The sequence below is a fragment of the Pseudomonas sp. MDT1-85 genome (genome assembly GCF_054898065.1).
Genome location: NZ_CM142715.1, coordinates 2284668 through 2301096 on the forward strand (window position 1 = coordinate 2284668; position 16429 = coordinate 2301096).

Annotated in this window: 16 protein-coding genes and 1 tRNA gene; 13 read left to right on the forward strand and 4 right to left on the reverse strand. The window is 58.2% G+C overall.

Annotated elements, in window-relative coordinates:
• The first annotated feature begins 73 nt into the window (after positions 1 to 73).
• The 9 genes from ACYZT2_RS10400 to ACYZT2_RS10440 all read left to right on the forward strand — a co-directional run bounded on the left by ACYZT2_RS10400 (position 74) and on the right by ACYZT2_RS10440 (position 7316).
• Positions 74 to 592: an ankyrin repeat domain-containing protein gene (locus ACYZT2_RS10400; protein WP_447789015.1), complete on the forward strand. Its 519-nt coding sequence runs from the start codon at positions 74 to 76 to the stop codon at positions 590 to 592.
• Positions 593 to 708: 116 nt separating this feature from the next.
• Positions 709 to 1239 carry a hypothetical protein gene (locus ACYZT2_RS10405; RefSeq protein ID WP_461971856.1) on the forward strand — a complete coding sequence of 177 codons (531 nt, stop codon included), beginning with the start codon at positions 709 to 711 and terminating at the stop codon, positions 1237 to 1239.
• 83 nt (positions 1240 to 1322) lie between these two features.
• Complete coding sequence (locus ACYZT2_RS10410) at positions 1323 to 1514, forward strand: PLDc N-terminal domain-containing protein (RefSeq protein WP_007902193.1); 192 nt, start codon at positions 1323 to 1325, stop codon at positions 1512 to 1514.
• 266 nt (positions 1515 to 1780) lie between these two features.
• Positions 1781 to 2656, forward strand: coding sequence for a polyamine aminopropyltransferase (gene speE, locus ACYZT2_RS10415; protein WP_461971858.1), 876 nt, complete (start codon positions 1781 to 1783; stop codon positions 2654 to 2656).
• 216 nt (positions 2657 to 2872) lie between these two features.
• The gene (locus ACYZT2_RS10420) at positions 2873 to 3106 is read left to right on the forward strand and encodes a hypothetical protein (RefSeq protein WP_038979787.1); all 234 of its coding nucleotides are present in this window, start codon (positions 2873 to 2875) and stop codon (positions 3104 to 3106) included.
• A gap of 215 nt (positions 3107 to 3321) precedes the next feature.
• Complete coding sequence (locus tag ACYZT2_RS10425) at positions 3322 to 3663, forward strand: ribonuclease E inhibitor RraB (RefSeq protein WP_461971861.1); 342 nt, start codon at positions 3322 to 3324, stop codon at positions 3661 to 3663.
• A 480-nt stretch (positions 3664 to 4143) separates the two neighbouring features.
• Complete coding sequence (locus tag ACYZT2_RS10430; RefSeq protein ID WP_461971863.1) at positions 4144 to 5553, forward strand: circularly permuted type 2 ATP-grasp protein; 1410 nt, start codon at positions 4144 to 4146, stop codon at positions 5551 to 5553.
• 12 nt (positions 5554 to 5565) lie between these two features.
• The gene (locus ACYZT2_RS10435; protein WP_010456611.1) at positions 5566 to 6516 is read left to right on the forward strand and encodes an alpha-E domain-containing protein; all 951 of its coding nucleotides are present in this window, start codon (positions 5566 to 5568) and stop codon (positions 6514 to 6516) included.
• A complete protein-coding gene (locus tag ACYZT2_RS10440; RefSeq protein ID WP_461971865.1) occupies positions 6513 to 7316 on the forward strand; it encodes a transglutaminase family protein in 804 nt (267 codons plus the stop codon). The genes ACYZT2_RS10435 and ACYZT2_RS10440 overlap by 4 nt, the downstream gene beginning before the upstream one ends.
• A gap of 121 nt (positions 7317 to 7437) precedes the next feature.
• Here ACYZT2_RS10440 and ACYZT2_RS10445 read toward each other — a convergent pair whose 3' ends face one another.
• Positions 7438 to 8259: a c-type cytochrome gene (locus tag ACYZT2_RS10445; RefSeq protein ID WP_461971867.1), complete on the reverse strand. Its 822-nt coding sequence runs from the start codon at positions 8257 to 8259 to the stop codon at positions 7438 to 7440.
• A 634-nt stretch (positions 8260 to 8893) separates the two neighbouring features.
• On the opposite strand from ACYZT2_RS10445, the gene ACYZT2_RS10450 reads away from it, so the two are divergent.
• The 3 genes from ACYZT2_RS10450 (at position 8894) to ACYZT2_RS10460 (ending at position 13125) form a co-directional block, all read left to right on the forward strand.
• Positions 8894 to 10099, forward strand: coding sequence for an acetyl-CoA C-acetyltransferase (locus ACYZT2_RS10450; RefSeq protein WP_461971869.1), 1206 nt, complete (start codon positions 8894 to 8896; stop codon positions 10097 to 10099).
• A 38-nt stretch (positions 10100 to 10137) separates the two neighbouring features.
• Entirely contained in the window at positions 10138 to 12282 is a 2145-nt protein-coding gene (locus ACYZT2_RS10455; protein ID WP_461971871.1) for a 3-hydroxyacyl-CoA dehydrogenase NAD-binding domain-containing protein, read from the forward strand.
• A 108-nt stretch (positions 12283 to 12390) separates the two neighbouring features.
• A complete protein-coding gene (locus ACYZT2_RS10460) occupies positions 12391 to 13125 on the forward strand; it encodes an amidotransferase (RefSeq protein ID WP_461971873.1) in 735 nt (244 codons plus the stop codon).
• Between the two features lie 92 nt (positions 13126 to 13217).
• Here ACYZT2_RS10460 and ACYZT2_RS10465 read toward each other — a convergent pair whose 3' ends face one another.
• From ACYZT2_RS10465 to ACYZT2_RS10475, 3 genes are all read right to left on the reverse strand, one after another.
• Positions 13218 to 14189, reverse strand: coding sequence for a magnesium and cobalt transport protein CorA (locus ACYZT2_RS10465; protein ID WP_461971875.1), 972 nt, complete (start codon positions 14187 to 14189; stop codon positions 13218 to 13220).
• Between the two features lie 149 nt (positions 14190 to 14338).
• Positions 14339 to 15061, reverse strand: coding sequence for a lysophospholipid acyltransferase family protein (locus ACYZT2_RS10470; RefSeq protein WP_461971877.1), 723 nt, complete (start codon positions 15059 to 15061; stop codon positions 14339 to 14341).
• 214 nt (positions 15062 to 15275) lie between these two features.
• A complete protein-coding gene (locus ACYZT2_RS10475) occupies positions 15276 to 15965 on the reverse strand; it encodes a crotonase/enoyl-CoA hydratase family protein (protein WP_030131619.1) in 690 nt (229 codons plus the stop codon).
• Positions 15966 to 16273: 308 nt separating this feature from the next.
• Here ACYZT2_RS10475 and ACYZT2_RS10480 point away from each other — a divergent pair.
• A tRNA-Ser gene (locus ACYZT2_RS10480) sits at positions 16274 to 16363 on the forward strand.
• Positions 16364 to 16429 lie beyond the last annotated feature (66 nt).

Here is a 16429-nt window from a genome sequence, read left to right on the forward strand (position 1 = left end):
AAAAAAGAAGTGACAGGTTCCTGACCGCTCGGGAAACTATCGGCTTTCCGATTGACCGAATGTGGAGTCCCCAATGTCAGACAAAAGCCGCCAGATGACGCCTGAAGAGGCTGCTGAATTTGCCGAACAGGTGTTCAACAAAGCGCGCGAGGGCGATGCGGCCATGATGGCTGCGCTGCTGACCAAGGGCTTGCCGCCGAACCTGCGCAACCACAAGGGCGACACCTTGCTGATGCTCGCCGCGTACCACGGCCATGTCGAGACGGTAAAAGTCCTGCTCGAGCACAAGGCCGATCCTGAAATTCGCAATGACAACGGTCAGAGCCCGATTGCCGGCGCGGCGTTCAAGGGTGATCTGGCGGTGGTCAAGGCGTTGGTGGAAGGTGGCGCGCAAGTGGAAGGTTCGTCCTTCGACGGTCGCACTGCGTTGATGATGGCCGCGATGTTCAACCGCGTCGAAATCGTCGACTACCTGATCAGCAAAGGCGCCGATCCGAAAGCCAAGGATGCCAACGGTGTGTCCGCGCTGGACGCGGCCAAGACCATGGGCGCGGTTGATACCACCGCTCAGCTACAGAAATTGCTCGACTGATCACATTAAAAGATCGTCCGAACGCGGCCCGAGCCTTCGGACGATCTTTTCGTCTTCACGCTTAACCTGCGCTATCCTTCGCGCCCTCAAATTTCCCTCGCTACAGGATCCACCTCATGAAAGCCGCACTCGTCGAACTCATCAGCAAAATCAGCTCCGGGTGCATGAGCGAGGACGAAATCCTGAAACTCGCTGACGAAGCGGCTCAGGCCTACGCCGATCCCGAGGCTTTTCTGACGGCCAATCCGGACATCAACTACGACGATACCTTCCCGATCCCATTGGGCGAGTGGGTAGTGGTCGGCAGCCTGCCGGAAACCGTGCTGTTCCAGGCCGATACCTACATGGATCTGTTCGCGCAAATCGTCGCTTCGTTCGGCCCCGGCGTCGATTTCAACATCAAACCCAAGCAACTGGCCAAGACCGAAGCCCTGACGGCGCTCAATCGCATTCAGGTGCAGATGAGCAGCATGAACAAGGAAAACGGCGGTTACACGCTGATGAACTTCAGCCAGTTGCTCGACGACGAACTGCAAGTGGTGCTGGTCTACGGTAACGACGTGCCACGGGTGCTGGAATTGTGCGCCGAAGTCGGCATCGCCGCCGCGCCATCCCTGGAAGCCCTGAAAGTGGCGATCCACGTCTGAAGGTGTCTAGAACGGTAATAAAACGGAACCCTCGCAAGGCCCGACTATCCTAAGAGTGCATATCACTCTTCGGGAGCGTCACCATGGGTTCCACGTTCAACAGCCTGGTTGGCCTGATTATTCTAGCCCTGGATATCTGGGCCATCATCAACGTGCTTAAAAGTGGCGCCGAGACCGGGATGAAAATCATCTGGGTGCTATTGATCCTCCTGCTGCCGGTTTTGGGCCTGATCATCTGGGCCATCGCCGGGCCACGGGGCAATGTGCGGATCTGACTGCATCCTCAGGCACAACGCATTTTCCTTGTGGGAGCGAGCCTGCTCGCGATAGCGATCTGTCTGCAACATTGATGTTGACGGTGCCGCCGTCATCGCGAGCGGGCTCGCTCCCACATTGTTCTGCATGTACTTCAATGACGAAGGTTCGACCTGTCATATTCCGCGACGTAAAATGCGCGCCTTTCCCGGTCAATCGAACGGATCGATTGGCCGTCATGGGCGGGTAACCGTCCGTTGCCACCCGCATTCACGGAGCACTTCCCATGAGCAATACCCCAACCAGCGAGTACCTGGAAACCCTCTACGACGGTTATGGCCAGCGTTTTCGCATGGAAAAACTGCTGCACGAAGTGCGCACCGAACACCAGCACCTGGTGATCTTCGAAAACCCGCGCATGGGCCGGGTAATGGCGCTGGACGGTGTGATCCAGACTACCGAAGCCGACGAATTCATCTACCACGAAATGCTCACCCACGTGCCGATCCTCGCCCATGGCACCGCCAAGCGCGTACTGATCATCGGCGGCGGCGACGGCGGCATGCTGCGTGAAGTGGCCAAGCACCGCAGCATCGAGCACATCACCATGGTCGAGATCGACGGCACCGTGGTCGACATGTGCAAGGAATTCCTGCCGAACCACTCCAAAGGTGCGTTCGATGACCCGCGCCTGAACCTGGTGATCGACGACGGCATGCGTTTCGTCGCCACCACCACCGAAAAGTTCGACGTGATCATTTCCGACTCCACCGACCCGATCGGCCCGGGCGAAGTGCTGTTCTCCGAAAACTTCTATCAGGCTTGCCGTCGCTGCCTGAACGAAGGCGGCATTCTGGTGACGCAGAACGGCACGCCGTTCATGCAGATCGAAGAAGTCAAAACCACCGCCGGCCGTCTGCGCAGCCTGTTCCCGGACTGGCACTTCTATCAGGCGGCCGTGCCGACCTACATCGGCGGCGCGATGACCTTCGCTTGGGGCGCAACCAATACCGCCTATCGCAAATTGTCCCGCGAAACCCTGCAACAGCGGTTCGCTGGCAGCGGCATCATCACCCGCTACTACAACCCGGAAATCCACATCGGTGCCTTCGCCTTGCCGCAATACGTACTGCAAGCGGTGAACAAACCCAGCAACGACTAAAAATGTACGCATAACCCTGTGTAGGAGCGAAGCTTGCTCGCGAAGGCGGTGTATCAGCCAATACACCTATCAACTGATACACCGCCTTCGCGAGCAAGCTTCGCTCAGGTTTTGTATTTTTTCATGCCAGCACGCGGTAATCCGTTTGAACGATCACTCAGGGCAAAAGTCCAGATAGAAGTAAGCCCATCCATGGGTTTTATCGAGGAGGCACCGATGCAAAAGTGGAAAATCACTTTCGTGGATGATCACGGTGAAACAGTGGACGAACTCTTCGAGTGCGAGGAATGCCCGAATAGCGAGCAAGCCGCCAAACTCATTCGCGCCCGGTGCCTGCCGGTCGCTGCCGAATTGGATCTCAATGATCTGGAGGGTCGTACCGATGATCCGACCGTCAAAAGTCTGAAATCCCAGAACAGCATTGAAATCATCAGTATTACCCCGATCTGATACACCTCTTGTCACATTCACACCCAGGCCTTGGCAGCAGCTCTATCCAGGGGCTACTCTGCAAGCGAGATCAGCGAATGACTCGCTAAGGTCTGGTCTTGTCAGCTACATGCTTGTTTCCCGTCGGCAACCTCTGTCGCCGTATCGCTTTCACCAATCGGTTGAAAGTGCAGGGAATACGGAAAGTCTATCCATCAGTCTGAGGGGGACGTTTCATGAGCACAGCCTATCAAGAAGACATCAGCAGCAGCGTGCTGCGCCGCATGAAAGAAGGCGGTTTCGACTTTTCACGATTCCATCCCATCGAGTTCTACGCCATTTTTCCGGACGAGGAGCGGGCACGCAGGGCGGCAGGTCATTTCTGTGGTGAATCCTTGAATGCCCAGATCAGCGTGCGCGACGACGGCGCGTGGCATCTGGAACTGAGCAAAGTGATGTACGCCACCTATGACGGGATCGGCGACTTTGAGCAGAACTTCGAGGCGGTGGTCGAGCCTCTGGGCGGTATCATCGAGGGATGGGGCGTCAAGCAGGAGGTACGAGGGTTACTCGCATAGTCTTATGAACAGTGACAACACTCAGCAACGGCTGACCTTTGGGTTGGCCGTTTTCGTTTGTGGGTTTTAGAAAGCAAGCTCAAGAGATCGCAGCCTCGTTTCACTCTGTAGAAGCTGTCGAGTGAAACGAGGCTGCGATCTCTTGATCGTGCTTTTGATTCATAACGTTTCAAAAACGCAAAAAAAAGCCACCTAAACAGGCGGCTAAAAGGGAAGTTCGGTAAGTGCCGGGTCATCTTTCCAGCGAATGCGCCGATTATCCGCACCGCCCCCCGGGCAGTGAAATCAACTCTGACTATGCTGCTGATAGGCGACAGCATTGCTTCGCCATGAAGCGGGGGCAATCAGGTTGGGGCATTTACCGCACAGGATTGGTGCGGTGCGTGCAGCGCCATTATCCAACTGATTGATATCAAAGCGTTTATGCCGATGGCACGGGCCTTGCGAATGCCTGGATGTCCGGGTGACAAGGAGTACGGCATGATCCGCACCTATTTTGATGAGATGTACGATGCCGGCGGCCAGGTCCGCCCGCATTATCGGGAGTTTTCCCGTTGGCTGGCCGAAACGCCTGACGAGCTTTTGGCACAACGGCGACGCGAGGCCGATCTGTTATTTCATCGTGCCGGGATTACTTTCACGCTCTATGGTGATGAGCAGGGGACAGAACGCCTGATTCCCTTCGACACCATTCCCCGCAGTATTCCCGCCAGTGAATGGCGGGTCGTCGAGCGCGGCTGCATTCAGCGGGTCAAGGCATTGAACATGTTCCTTGCCGACCTCTATCACGAGCAGCGCATCATCAAGGCTGGCATCATCCCGGCCGAGCAAGTGCTGGCCAACGAGCAATACCAGTTGGCGATGCAAGGGCTGGATCTGCACCGCGATATCTATTCGCACATTTCCGGTGTCGACCTGGTGCGCGATGGCGACGGCACGTACTACGTGCTCGAAGACAATCTTCGTACACCCAGCGGCGTGAGCTACATGCTCGAAGACCGCAAGATGATGATGCGATTGTTCCCCGAGTTGTTCGCGGCCCAGCGCATCGCGCCGATCGACCACTATCCGAATCTGTTGCTCGATACCCTGAAAAGCTCCAGCCCGATCGACAACCCGAGCGTGGTGGTGCTGACGCCGGGGCGCTTCAACAGCGCGTTTTTCGAGCATGCGTTTCTGGCCCGGGAAATGGGCGTGGAGCTGGTGGAAGGCGCGGACTTGTTTGTGCGTGATGACAAGGTGTTCATGCGCACCACGGACGGGCCGAAAGCCGTCGACGTGATCTATCGTCGCCTCGACGATGCGTTCCTCGATCCGCTGGCGTTCAACCCGGACTCGATGCTCGGCGTTCCAGGGCTGCTGTCGTCGTATCGCTCCGGCAACGTCGTGCTGGCAAATGCCATCGGCACCGGGGTCGCGGACGACAAGTCGGTGTATCCATTCGTCACGGACATGATCCGTTTCTACCTGGATGAAGAGCCGATCCTGAAGAACGTGCCGACATGGCAGTGTCGTAATCCCTCTGAACTGTCCCACGTGCTGGCCAATCTTCCAGAGCTGGTAGTCAAGGAAACCCAGGGCTCCGGCGGTTACGGAATGCTGGTGGGGCCGGCGGCGACGGCAGCGGAAATCGAATCTTTCCGCGCACGGATCAAAGCCAAGCCCCACGCGTACATCGCGCAACCGACGCTGTCGCTGTCGACCTGTCCGACCTTTGTCGAAAACGGCATCGCTCCACGCCACATCGACCTGCGTCCGTTTGTATTGTCTGGCCGCGAAACCCGGGTTGTGCCCGGCGGTTTGACCCGTGTTGCCCTGCGCGAAGGCTCCCTGGTGGTGAATTCATCCCAGGGCGGTGGAACCAAGGACACCTGGGTGGTCGAGGATTGAAGGAAGCCTGCCATGTTAAGTAGAACTGCCTCGGATCTGTATTGGATGTCGCGTTACCTGGAGCGGGCCGAAAACCTCGCACGGATGCTCGACATCAGTTATTCGCTATCACTGATGCCTCAGGACGGTCGTGGCGATGGCTTGCACGAACTCGCCATGCCATTGCTGATCACCGGCACTCTTGACGATTACCTGGAGCGCCACGGCGACCTGCATGCCGAACGGCTGCTGCACTTTTTCGCTTTGGATGCGGCTAACCCGGCGAGCATCTACAGCTGCCTCGGTGCCGCGCGAGCCAGCGCCCATGCGGTGCGTGGGCGAATCACCGCCGACATGTGGGAAAACATCAACGCTACCTGGCTGGAAATTCGCGGGATCGCCGAGCAGGGCTTGAGTCGCTACGGCATGAGCCGTTTCTGTGAGTGGATCAAGGAACGTTCCCACCTGTTCCGCGGTGCGTCCTATGGCACCATCATGCGTAACGACGCGTTCCGGTTCATTCGTCTGGGCACCTTTATCGAAAGGGCTGACAACACGTTGCGCCTGCTCGACGCCCGTTACGAAATGGCCGGCGATCAGGCCGAAGCAGTCAGCGACGGCACGGCCCACGCCTATTACCAGTGGAGCGCCTTGCTGCGAGCCTTGTCATCGTTCGAGGCTTATACCGAGATCTATCGCGACGCCCCTGGCGCCCGGCATGTGGCCGAATTGCTGTTGCTACGTGCGGATGTGCCGCGATCCTTGAGGGCCTGTACCGAAGAAATCGACCAGATTCTCGCCCAATTGCCGGGGGCCAACGGTCGTCCCGCGCAACGCCTGGCCGCGGAAATGGACGCTCGCCTGCGCTACACCGGTATCAACGAAATTCTCGACGAAGGCCTGCACGCCTGGCTGACCGAGTTCATCCCGCTGGTGCGCCAGTTGGGCAACGCCATACACAGTTCCTACCTGGAGGCTGCATGAGACTTTCCATTAGCCACGAGACCACCTATCACTACGAAGATCAGGTGCGGGCGAGCATCCAGTACCTGCGACTGACCCCCCACGACAGCGAACGCCAACACGTGCTCAGTTGGCAGCTTGATTTGCCACGCCCGGTGCGCGCGCAACTCGATCCGTTCGGCAACATTCTGCATGTGCTGACCCTGGACGAACCCCACGAGGCAATCATTATCGGCGCCCGTGGGCAGGTAGACATCGACGAGCTGCGCGAAGCCGAGCATGAAAGCCAGTCGGTGCTGCCGTTCCTGCGTTTCACGCGCCTGACCGAAGCCGACGAAGCCCTGCGCGCGTTTGCCGAGAAGGCCTGCAAACAACGCCGGGATCGTACGGCGCTGATTGATCTGATGCATGGCCTGAACCAGCACATGACCTACACGCCGGGTTCCACCGAAGTGGACACCAGCGCCGCGCAAGCTTTCGCCGGGCGTTCCGGAGTCTGCCAGGACCACACCCATGCGTTCCTCGCCTGCGCCCGCAGCCTGGGCATTCCCTCGCGTTATGTGTCGGGGTATTTGTACAGCGAGAACTGCGAACACCTGGCCAGTCACGCCTGGGCTGAAGCCTGGCTGGATGACGCCTGGTACAGTTTCGACGTAACCAACGAACTGGCTCGCCCGGAGCGTCACCTGAAACTGGCCGTGGGCCTGGATTACCTCGACGCCTGCCCGGTACGCGGCATGCGCCGTGGGGGCGGGTGCGAGCAGATGCATGCGAAGGTGTTTGTTTCGCCGACGCCGGTGATCTCGGTGCAACAGCAGTAATCCGGGTTTTCACAAATTCCCTGTGGGAGCGAGCCTGCTCGCGATAGCGGTGTGTCAGCCACAGATTTACTGACTGAAAGTCCGCCATCGCGAGCAGGCTCGCTCCCACAGGGGAATACCGTCAGGGCTTCACTTTGCGTCCCGCCATATGCTTCAAATACCCCACCAACAACTCCAGATCCGCCTCCGGCAACACCGTCGTCGCGAACGCCGGCATCTTCGCCTGCGGCCACTGACGCAAGCTCTGCGGATCACGAATGTAGCGCTTGAGGAAATCCGCGCCGAAGTACTCGGTCGGGTTGAACGGAATATTCAGGTCCGGCCCGAACTGCGAATCCCCCGCGCCATTGAGTCGATGACAGGCCAGGCAGTTCTTCTGAAACAGCGCAAAGCCCTTGTTCACCGGATCGTCCGCCATCAGCGCAGGATCGGGCAGCAGGGCAGGGAAGCGTTCGGCCACCGGGGCCATGCGCTTGATGCTGGCGACTTCGAACGGCCATTGCTCGGGGCTGATGTTGCCTGCCTGCGGATCGGTCCAGACCAGGTAAAACGGCCCCGCACTGTGCTTGCCCTCTGACAACGGCGGCCAAGGCTGGGCCGGGTCTTCAATTGCCAACCAGGCCCGCGCCCCTTGGGTATCGAGCAACGGCGCGGCGGCCAGTTCGGCGGCAAAACCGTCCAGGGCAACGGCTTGCAGATGATCGTCAGGCTTGATGCCCGTCAATAATGCCGCCAACGGCACGGCGCGATAGCGCATGTCCCGTTTGTAGGAAACGTCGTTAGTGATCGTGATGGTCTGAACCTGAGGATGCTTGAGCAATTGCTCGGTCTGCCAGGTGCGAGAACTCGCGCCCAGCTCAAGATTCAGCTGTGCGGCAGACAGAGGCATGCTGAGCAGCAAGGCCCCAAATAGAATGAGCGCTTTCAAATGATCGCCGTCCATGTCGTGGAAGTGCCGCAAAGGTTGGCACAGCCACGCTGACCCGGGTAGCGAGCCAGTCACATTTTTATCAGGCGAAACGAAACCCTGATGCTCGATCAGCCAATCACCTTGGTCAGATTCGGCAAAATCAACAACAGTGTTGTGGCGAATAGAATGAGCCCGGCTTGACGTACTTTCGAATGCTTGAACATGGCTTGACCGCCTTTTTTGTTATTTCCTGGTGCCTGCCTGCATATCCATGACGGCAGAGCGCTGCACTTCCTGTAGGACGAGTGCCTCGGCAAAACCCGACGACAACTTCGTACAGGTTTACCTTAGGGCCCGCGTCACGCTTGGCTTAGATCCCTTTCGTATGTGCTGAGTACTCATCGCTTTTAAAAAGGCATGAGGCTTATGGCCAGCTTCTTGGGCGCCCGTTTGCTAGACAGCTTGGTGATGGGAATCGGTTTATCCGATAGCAGACTACCGTTCGTCTGAGCGTGACCGTCAATGCCAATGAGCGCTGTGGTCATTGAATCCACGGCTGCTGGGCATAAGGTGAGGGGCATAAAGATCAGGATCACACGGTCTCCTGTAGGAGCTGCCGAAGGCTGCGATCTTTTGATCTTTATCCACCACCAGGTTCGAGGACACCATGACCCAAGCTTTGATATTCGACGCGTTACGCACGCCCCGGGGTAAAGGCAAGGCCAATGGCGCCTTGCACAGCGTCAAGCCAGTGAATCTGGTGGCCGGGCTCCTGACGGCGCTGCAGCAGCGCACGTCCCTGGACACCAGTCAGGTCGACGATGTGGTGCTCGGTTGCGTGACGCCCATCGGCGAGCAGGGTTCCGACATCGCCAAGACCGCCACGCAGGTGGCCGATTGGGACGTCAGCGTGGCTGGCATGCAGCTCAATCGCTTTTGCGCGTCGGGGCTGGAAGCGGTGAACCTCGGAGCGATGAAAGTGCGTTCCGGCTTCGAAGACCTGGTGGTAGTCGGTGGCGTCGAATCGATGTCCCGCGTGCCCATGGGCAGCGACGGCGGTGCTTGGGCGCTGGACCCGGAAACCAATTTGCACAACCATTTCACGCCCCAAGGCGTGGGTGCCGACCTGATTGCCACGATTGAAGGCTTCAGCCGTCGGGACGTCGATGCCTTCGCGTTGCTCTCCCAGCAGAAGGCGGCGCGGGCACGGGCAAACGGTTCGTTCAACAAGTCGCTGGTGCCGGTACAGGACCAGAACGGCATCATCCTGCTCGATCACGATGAGTTCATTCGCGCCGATTCGACCATGGAAGGCCTGGGCAAGCTCAAGCCGAGTTTTGAAATGATCGGGCAAATGGGCTTCGACGCCACGGCATTGCGGGTTTACAGCCAGGTCGAGCGGATCAACCACGTGCACACGCCGGGCAACAGTTCCGGGATCGTCGATGGCGCGGCGCTGATGTTGATCGGCTCCGAAGCCAAGGGGCGGGCGCTGGGCTTGCAGCCACGGGCGCGAATCGTCGCCACGGCGGTCACCAGCACCGACCCGACCATCATGCTCACCGGCCCGGCGCCGGCCACTCGCAAGGCGCTGGCCAAGGCCGGGCTGCGGGTCGAAGACATCGATCTGTTCGAAGTCAACGAAGCGTTCGCCTCGGTGGTGCTCAAGTTCATCAAGGACATGGCCATCGACCCCGACAAGGTCAACGTCAACGGCGGCTCCATCGCCATGGGCCACCCGCTTGGCGCCACCGGTTGCGCGATTCTCGGCACGCTGCTCGATGAACTGGAAACCCGGCGCCTGCGCTATGGCCTCGCGACATTGTGTGTCGGCGGCGGCATGGGCATTGCCACCATCATCGAACGCCTCTGAGCATGACTTTAAGAAAATCTGACTCGAGGAAAATTGCCATGACCCAAGCCATCCGTTACGAAAAGGGTCAGGACCAGATTGTCGTCCTGACCATCGACATGCCGAACCAGAGCGCCAACACCATGAACGCGGTCTACCGCGACGCCATGGCCACCTGCGTCGCCCGACTGGTCGCCGAAAAGGACGCCATTGCCGGCGTCATCATTACCTCGGCCAAGAAAACCTTCTTCGCCGGCGGCGACCTCAATGAACTGATCAAGGTCGGCAAACCCGAAGCCAAAGCCTTTTACGACAGGGTGCTGACACTCAAGGGCCAACTGCGCACCCTGGAAACCCTCGGCAAACCGGTGGTCGCCGCCATTAACGGCGCGGCGCTCGGTGGCGGTTGGGAAATCTGTCTAGCCTGTCATCACCGCGTCGCGCTGGACAACCCGTCGGTGCTGCTTGGCCTGCCGGAAGTCACTCTCGGCCTGTTGCCAGGCGGCGGCGGAGTGGTGCGCATGGTGCGTATGCTGGGCATCGAAAAAGCTCTGCCGTATCTGCTTGAAGGCAAGAAAATCCGGCCGCAACAGGCGTTGCAGGCGCGGTTGATCGACGAGTTGGCAGCCGATCGCGATGAACTGATGGCCAAGGCACGGGCGTGGATTGTCGCTCACCCGGTCGCTGTGCAGCGCTGGGACGTGAAGGGTTATCAGATCCCTGGCGGCACGCCGTCGGACTCGAAGCTCGCGCCGATGCTGGCCATCACGCCATCGATCCTGCGTAGCAAAACACAGGGCTGTCTGCCCGCGCCGGAGAAAATTCTCTGTGCTGCGGTGGAAGGCGCCCAGGTAGATTTCGACACGGCGCACCTGATCGAAACCCGCTACTTCACCGAGCTGACCACCGGCCAGGTGTCGAAAAACCTCATTGGCACATTCTGGTTTCAGCTCAATGAGATCAATGCCGGCGGCTCGAGGCCCCAAGGCATAGCGCCTTACGTGACGAAGAAAGTCGGCGTGCTCGGTGCCGGGATGATGGGCGCGGGCATCGCGTTTGTCAGCGCATCGGCCGGCATCGACGTGGTGCTCAAAGACATCAACCTCGCCGCGGCGGAAAAGGGCAAGGCCCACTCGGCGGCGTTGCTGGACAAAAAGGTTGCGCGTGGTCAGTTACCTCGGGAGCAGCGCGAGGCGATTCTGGCGCGAATCCATGCCACCGAAAACGATGCGGACCTGGCGGGTTGCGATCTGATCATTGAAGCGGTGTTTGAAGATCGCGAACTGAAGGCCAAGGTCTCATCAGCAGCGCAAACCGTCGTCGGCCCGGACGCGGTCATCGCCTCCAACACCTCGACCTTGCCGATCAGTGGCCTGGCCACCGCCGTGCCAGACCAGACGAAATTCATCGGCCTGCATTTCTTCAGTCCCGTGGAGAAAATGCCGCTGGTGGAAATCATCAAAGGTGTACATACCAGCGAAGAAACCCTGGCTCGCGGTTTCGATTTCGTCCTGCAAATCAAGAAAACCCCGATTGTGGTCAACGACAGTCGCGGCTTCTTTACCTCACGAGTGTTTGGCACCTTCACCAACGAAGGAATCGCCATGCTCGGCGAAGGCGTGAGCGCGCCGATGATCGAGACCGAAGCGCGCAAGGCCGGCATGCCTGTCGGGCCTCTGGCGATCTCCGACGAAGTTTCCCTCAGCCTCATGAGCCATATCCGCGAGCAAACCGCCCAAGACCTGCGAGCAGAAGGGAAAACCCTGGTTGAGCACCCGGCGTTCGCTGTGATTGACTTGTTGCTCAAGGAATACAAGCGTCCGGGCAAGGCCGCTGGAGGTGGTTTCTACGATTACCCGACCACAGGGCAGAAGCATTTGTGGCCAGAGCTGAAAACCCATTTCGAGACAGCCGATGGGCAGATTTCGCCGAAGGACATACGCGATCGACTGCTGTTCGTCCAAGCCATCGAAACCGTGCGCTGCATGGAAGAGGGAGTGTTGACCTCGACGGCGGATGCCAACGTTGGCTCGATTTTCGGCATTGGCTTCGCGGCCTGGACGGGTGGTGCGCTGCAGTTCATCAACCAGTACGGCGTGAAAGACTTCATCGCCCGCGCGCAGTACCTGGCCGAGCAATACGGCGAGCGTTTCACACCGCCCGCGCTGCTGTTGGAGAAAGCCGCCAAAAACGCCTTGTTCTAAGGGGGTGGTCCAAGGGACCGATGACGCGTTCCGGGGCTTGCCTTGCCACCGTGTTTCAAGGCAGGCTCTAGGGTGTGCATTATTCCCGTCATGTGTCAGGTATTTTTTATGTCGTTACGCATCTGCATTCTGGAAACCGACATCCTGCGTCCGGAACTGGTCGATCAATATCAGGGTTACGGGCAGATGTTCCAGCGTCTGTTTTCGCAGCAACCCATCGCTGCCGAGTTCACCGTGTACAACGTGATGCAGGGCGATTATCCCAGCGATGACGAGACTTTTGATGCGTATCTGGTCACCGGCAGCAAGGCCGATTCCTTCGGTACCGATCCGTGGATTGAAACACTCAAGACGTACCTGCTGAACCGCTACGAGCGCGGCGACAAACTGTTGGGCGTGTGCTTCGGCCATCAGTTGTTGGCGCTGTTATTGGGTGGCAAAAGTGAGCGGGCGCCCCAGGGTTGGGGCGTCGGCACCCATCGCTACAAACTCGCGGCCAAGGCGCCGTGGATGAGCCCATTGAGGGAGGAGCTGACGCTGCTGATCAGCCATCAGGATCAGGTCACCGCGCTACCGGAAAACGCTACGGTGATTGCTTCGAGCGATTTCTGCCCGTTCGCCGCGTACCACATCAATGATCAAGTGCTGTGCTTTCAGGGGCACCCGGAGTTCATTCACGATTACTCGCGCGCATTGTTGGATATTCGTCAGGAAGCGCTGGGCGAGCAGATTTATTCGAAAGGTATGGCGAGTCTTGAACACGAGCATCACGGCACTACCGTCGCAGAGTGGATGATGCGGTTTGTGGCGCATAAGCCTGAGGTTGAGTCGGTTAAGCCTTAAAGCTTCGCGGGCAAGCCTCGCTCCTACAAGAACACCGAAACTCCTGTAGGAGCGAGGCTTGCCCGCGAATTTCGCAGACGCCTCGATCCTGACTACAACCACCCCGACCGCTTGAAACTCGTCCACAAACCGACACATCCAACGGTAATAAACCCCAACACCCCGAAATACCCGTAATGCCAGGTCAGCTCCGGCATGTTTTCGAAGTTCATCCCGTAAATCCCGGCCACCGCCGTCGGGAACGCCAGAATCGCCGCCCACGCCGCAAATTTGCGCTGCACCACACTCTGGCGTGACGCCTCCAGCAACACACCGATCTCGATGGTCTGGCTGGCGATGTCTGCCAGGGTCGTCAGGTCTTCCATTTGCCGTCTGACGTGAATCTGCACATCGCGGAAATACGGACGCATGTTCTTGTCGATAAATGGAAAGCTCAGGTTCTGCAATTCCTCACCGATCTCCACCATCGGCGCCGCAAACCGGCGCAAGCGCAATACATCACGGCGCAGACTGTGGAGTTTTTGAATGTCGCGCTCATTCAGGGAGCTACACATTACGCTGCTCTCCAGCTCATCGATCTCGGCATGGATCGCTTCGCCCATCGGCTGGTAGTTTTCAATCACGAAGTCGAGGATGGCATAGAGTACGAAATCTTCCCCATGCTCCAATAACAGCGGCCGCGCCTCACAACGCTGTCGGACAAGGGCGTAGGACGCTGAATGACCATTGCGTGCGGTAATGATGTAACCCTTGCCGGCGAAGATATGAGTCTCGATGAACTGCAGTTTGCCTTCATTGCGGATCGGCGAATACGTGACGATAAACAGCGCGTCGCCGAAGGTTTCCAGCTTCGGTCGGCTGTGTTTTTCCAGGGCATCTTCGATGGCCAGTTCGTGCAGGTTGAACTGGCGTTGCAGGTTGAACAGCTCCTGGGCGTTCGGTTCTTCGAGGCCAATCCACACAAAGTGGCCAGGCTTGGCAGCCCAGGCAGCGCCTTCATCGAGGGTGATATTGGTGACTTTCTTACCGGCGCTGTAAACCGCAGCAGCAACGACTCTACCCATGATGGTGATTCACTTCTTATTAGCCGCTTTCTATTGGTAAAGACTGGCAGTGCCAGGCAGGACTCAGCTTAACCTTGTCTGCTGCTTGAGAGTCAGCAAAATCTGTAGAGTTCGCTGGCAAAAGAAAACCCGCACAGGGCGGGTTTCTTTCAAGCGGCTTGCAGTTGCCGATCCATCGAGTCGATGCACTCGCGCATCTGCTCTCGGCACTGGGCGATCAGCATCGGCATGTCATCCAGGCTCAATCCCGCTGTAGGAATCGCCGGCAGCGAGCGGATCAGAATTTTCCCACTGCGCCAGCGGTTCAATCGCATGTGTTTGACGTAACTGCTGACACACACCGGCACGATTGGCACGCCCGCGGCAATCGCCATCTGGAACGCGCCTTTCTTGAATGGCAGCAGCTCTTCGCCGAGGTTGCGCGTGCCTTCCGGGAAGACCCAGATCGAGGTGTCTTCATTCTGCAAGGTATGAGTCGTGGTCAGCATCGACTGACGTGCCTTGTGCGCATTGCCGCGGTCAATCAACACATTGCCGGCCAGCCAGAACAACTGCCCGAACAATGGCACCCACTTCAGGCTCTTCTTGCCAATGCACACGGTGCGGCGGGGCACCACGTTGCCGAACACAAACAGATCGTAGTTGGACTGGTGGTTGGCAATGATCACGCAGCTGTCAGGCTTATCCATCAACGGCCCGACGTCGGCCTTCACCCGCAAACGCAAAATGCACATCGCCGGCCACGCATACAGACGCGCGCATAAACGACTGTTGTCCGGATTAAACGGCCGGCATAGACCGAGAATCACGCCAAGCAGGCCGGCCAGAATAAAGTGCAAGCCCATCAATAACATACGAAACACAAACAGCATTTAAAGGGCCCACCGGGACAAAAGGTGGCGCAGTGTACGGATGTGCACTGTTTTCGGCAATTGCCGCTATAGAAGTGGGAGATAGCCGATGTTTGAGCGCATGTTTCCGACTTATGGGTCAGATGCGGCCTAGAGCGGTTGTAAGGTTTTAAACCAGACACGCAAGAAAAAGCCCGACACGACGGTCGGGCTTTTCGGTGCAACGCGTTCGGGCTTAACCCATATGCTCCTGATCCAGGATGATCGCGTTGTCCAGTGTCTCCAGCAGTGCCTTGCGCACTTTCAGCTTGGTGTTCTTGTGGGCGATCATGTTGAGCTTCTTCAACTGACGAGCCGCCGCCAGCGCCGCGCCTTGCAGCTCTTCGGCCGACACCACCACATCAAGGAAACCGGCATCCACAGCACTCTGCGGATTGAACATCTCGGCATTGATCACCGCACGATGAAACGCCGACTTGCGCAGACGATCACGCGCCAGCTCAATACCGGCATGGTGCATGGTCATGCCGATCTGCACTTCGTTCAGACCAATGCTGAACGGGCCATCGACACCAATGCGGTAGTCCGCCGACAACAGAATAAACGCACCCTTGGCCACCGCATGCCCAGGGCACGCCACGACCACCGGGAACGGGTGCGACAGCAGGCGACGAGCCAGCGTCGAACCGGCAGCCACCAGTGCAGTGGCCTCTTTAGGGCCGGCCGTCATCACCTTCAAGTCATAACCACCCGAAAAAATGCCCGGCTGACTGGTAATGATCACCACCGCCCGATCCGCCACCGCCCGATCCAGCGCAGCGTTAAACGCAACAATCACATCCGGCGAGATGGCATTGACCTTGCCATTGCTCAAGGTCAGGGTCGCGATACCGTCTTCGAGATGGTAAGAAATCAACTCACTCATGACGCCAATCCTTCTAATAAAGTAAGGCAGACGTTACCCACCGCCGTAGGCCAGGTAAAGCGCCGTGACTGACTCACCAGTCACCCTTTCGCCGCCCACCAGGCGTAGTCAGCCACGTCCGCCGCGCATTGGCTTCTATATAGAAGGGAAGGCAAAGCCGGAGATTGGCAGGTTTGCCATACCCTTGAACGGCATGAAAGGGTTAACGGCGTTAACCGCATGAAAATTCTGAAAAAAATGTTTGCCATCAGAAAAGCTTTCGACTACATTAGCGCGCCTCGACAGACAGAACATGTTTGAAGAGATACGGTGAAGTGTCCGAGTGGCTTAAGGAGCACGCCTGGAAAGTGTGTATACAGGAAACTGTATCGAGAGTTCGAATCTCTCCTTCACCGCCAAATTCGATGTGCACAAAACCCCTGATTTCGAGAGAAGTCAGGGGTTTTGTGGTTTCTGGTGTCTGG

What these genes read in the sequence shown, in the direction of transcription:
- ACYZT2_RS10445 (WP_461971867.1), bottom strand. Translation starts at nt 8,259, where the DNA reads ATGGACGGCGATCATTTGAAAGCGCTCATTCTATTTGGGGCCTTGCTG.
- speE (WP_461971858.1), top strand. Translation starts at nt 1,781, where the DNA reads ATGAGCAATACCCCAACCAGCGAGTACCTGGAAACCCTCTACGACGGT.
- ACYZT2_RS10475 (WP_030131619.1), bottom strand. Translation starts at nt 15,965, where the DNA reads ATGAGTGAGTTGATTTCTTACCATCTCGAAGACGGTATCGCGACCCTG.
- ACYZT2_RS10425 (WP_461971861.1), top strand. Translation starts at nt 3,322, where the DNA reads ATGAGCACAGCCTATCAAGAAGACATCAGCAGCAGCGTGCTGCGCCGC.
- ACYZT2_RS10470 (WP_461971877.1), bottom strand. Translation starts at nt 15,061, where the DNA reads ATGCTGTTTGTGTTTCGTATGTTATTGATGGGCTTGCACTTTATTCTG.
- ACYZT2_RS10405 (WP_461971856.1), top strand. Translation starts at nt 709, where the DNA reads ATGAAAGCCGCACTCGTCGAACTCATCAGCAAAATCAGCTCCGGGTGC.
- ACYZT2_RS10440 (WP_461971865.1), top strand. Translation starts at nt 6,513, where the DNA reads ATGAGACTTTCCATTAGCCACGAGACCACCTATCACTACGAAGATCAG.
- ACYZT2_RS10410 (WP_007902193.1), top strand. Translation starts at nt 1,323, where the DNA reads ATGGGTTCCACGTTCAACAGCCTGGTTGGCCTGATTATTCTAGCCCTG.
- ACYZT2_RS10420 (WP_038979787.1), top strand. Translation starts at nt 2,873, where the DNA reads ATGCAAAAGTGGAAAATCACTTTCGTGGATGATCACGGTGAAACAGTG.
- ACYZT2_RS10460 (WP_461971873.1), top strand. Translation starts at nt 12,391, where the DNA reads ATGTCGTTACGCATCTGCATTCTGGAAACCGACATCCTGCGTCCGGAA.
- ACYZT2_RS10435 (WP_010456611.1), top strand. Translation starts at nt 5,566, where the DNA reads ATGTTAAGTAGAACTGCCTCGGATCTGTATTGGATGTCGCGTTACCTG.
- ACYZT2_RS10400 (WP_447789015.1), top strand. Translation starts at nt 74, where the DNA reads ATGTCAGACAAAAGCCGCCAGATGACGCCTGAAGAGGCTGCTGAATTT.
- ACYZT2_RS10465 (WP_461971875.1), bottom strand. Translation starts at nt 14,189, where the DNA reads ATGGGTAGAGTCGTTGCTGCTGCGGTTTACAGCGCCGGTAAGAAAGTC.
- ACYZT2_RS10455 (WP_461971871.1), top strand. Translation starts at nt 10,138, where the DNA reads ATGACCCAAGCCATCCGTTACGAAAAGGGTCAGGACCAGATTGTCGTC.
- ACYZT2_RS10430 (WP_461971863.1), top strand. Translation starts at nt 4,144, where the DNA reads ATGATCCGCACCTATTTTGATGAGATGTACGATGCCGGCGGCCAGGTC.
- ACYZT2_RS10450 (WP_461971869.1), top strand. Translation starts at nt 8,894, where the DNA reads ATGACCCAAGCTTTGATATTCGACGCGTTACGCACGCCCCGGGGTAAA.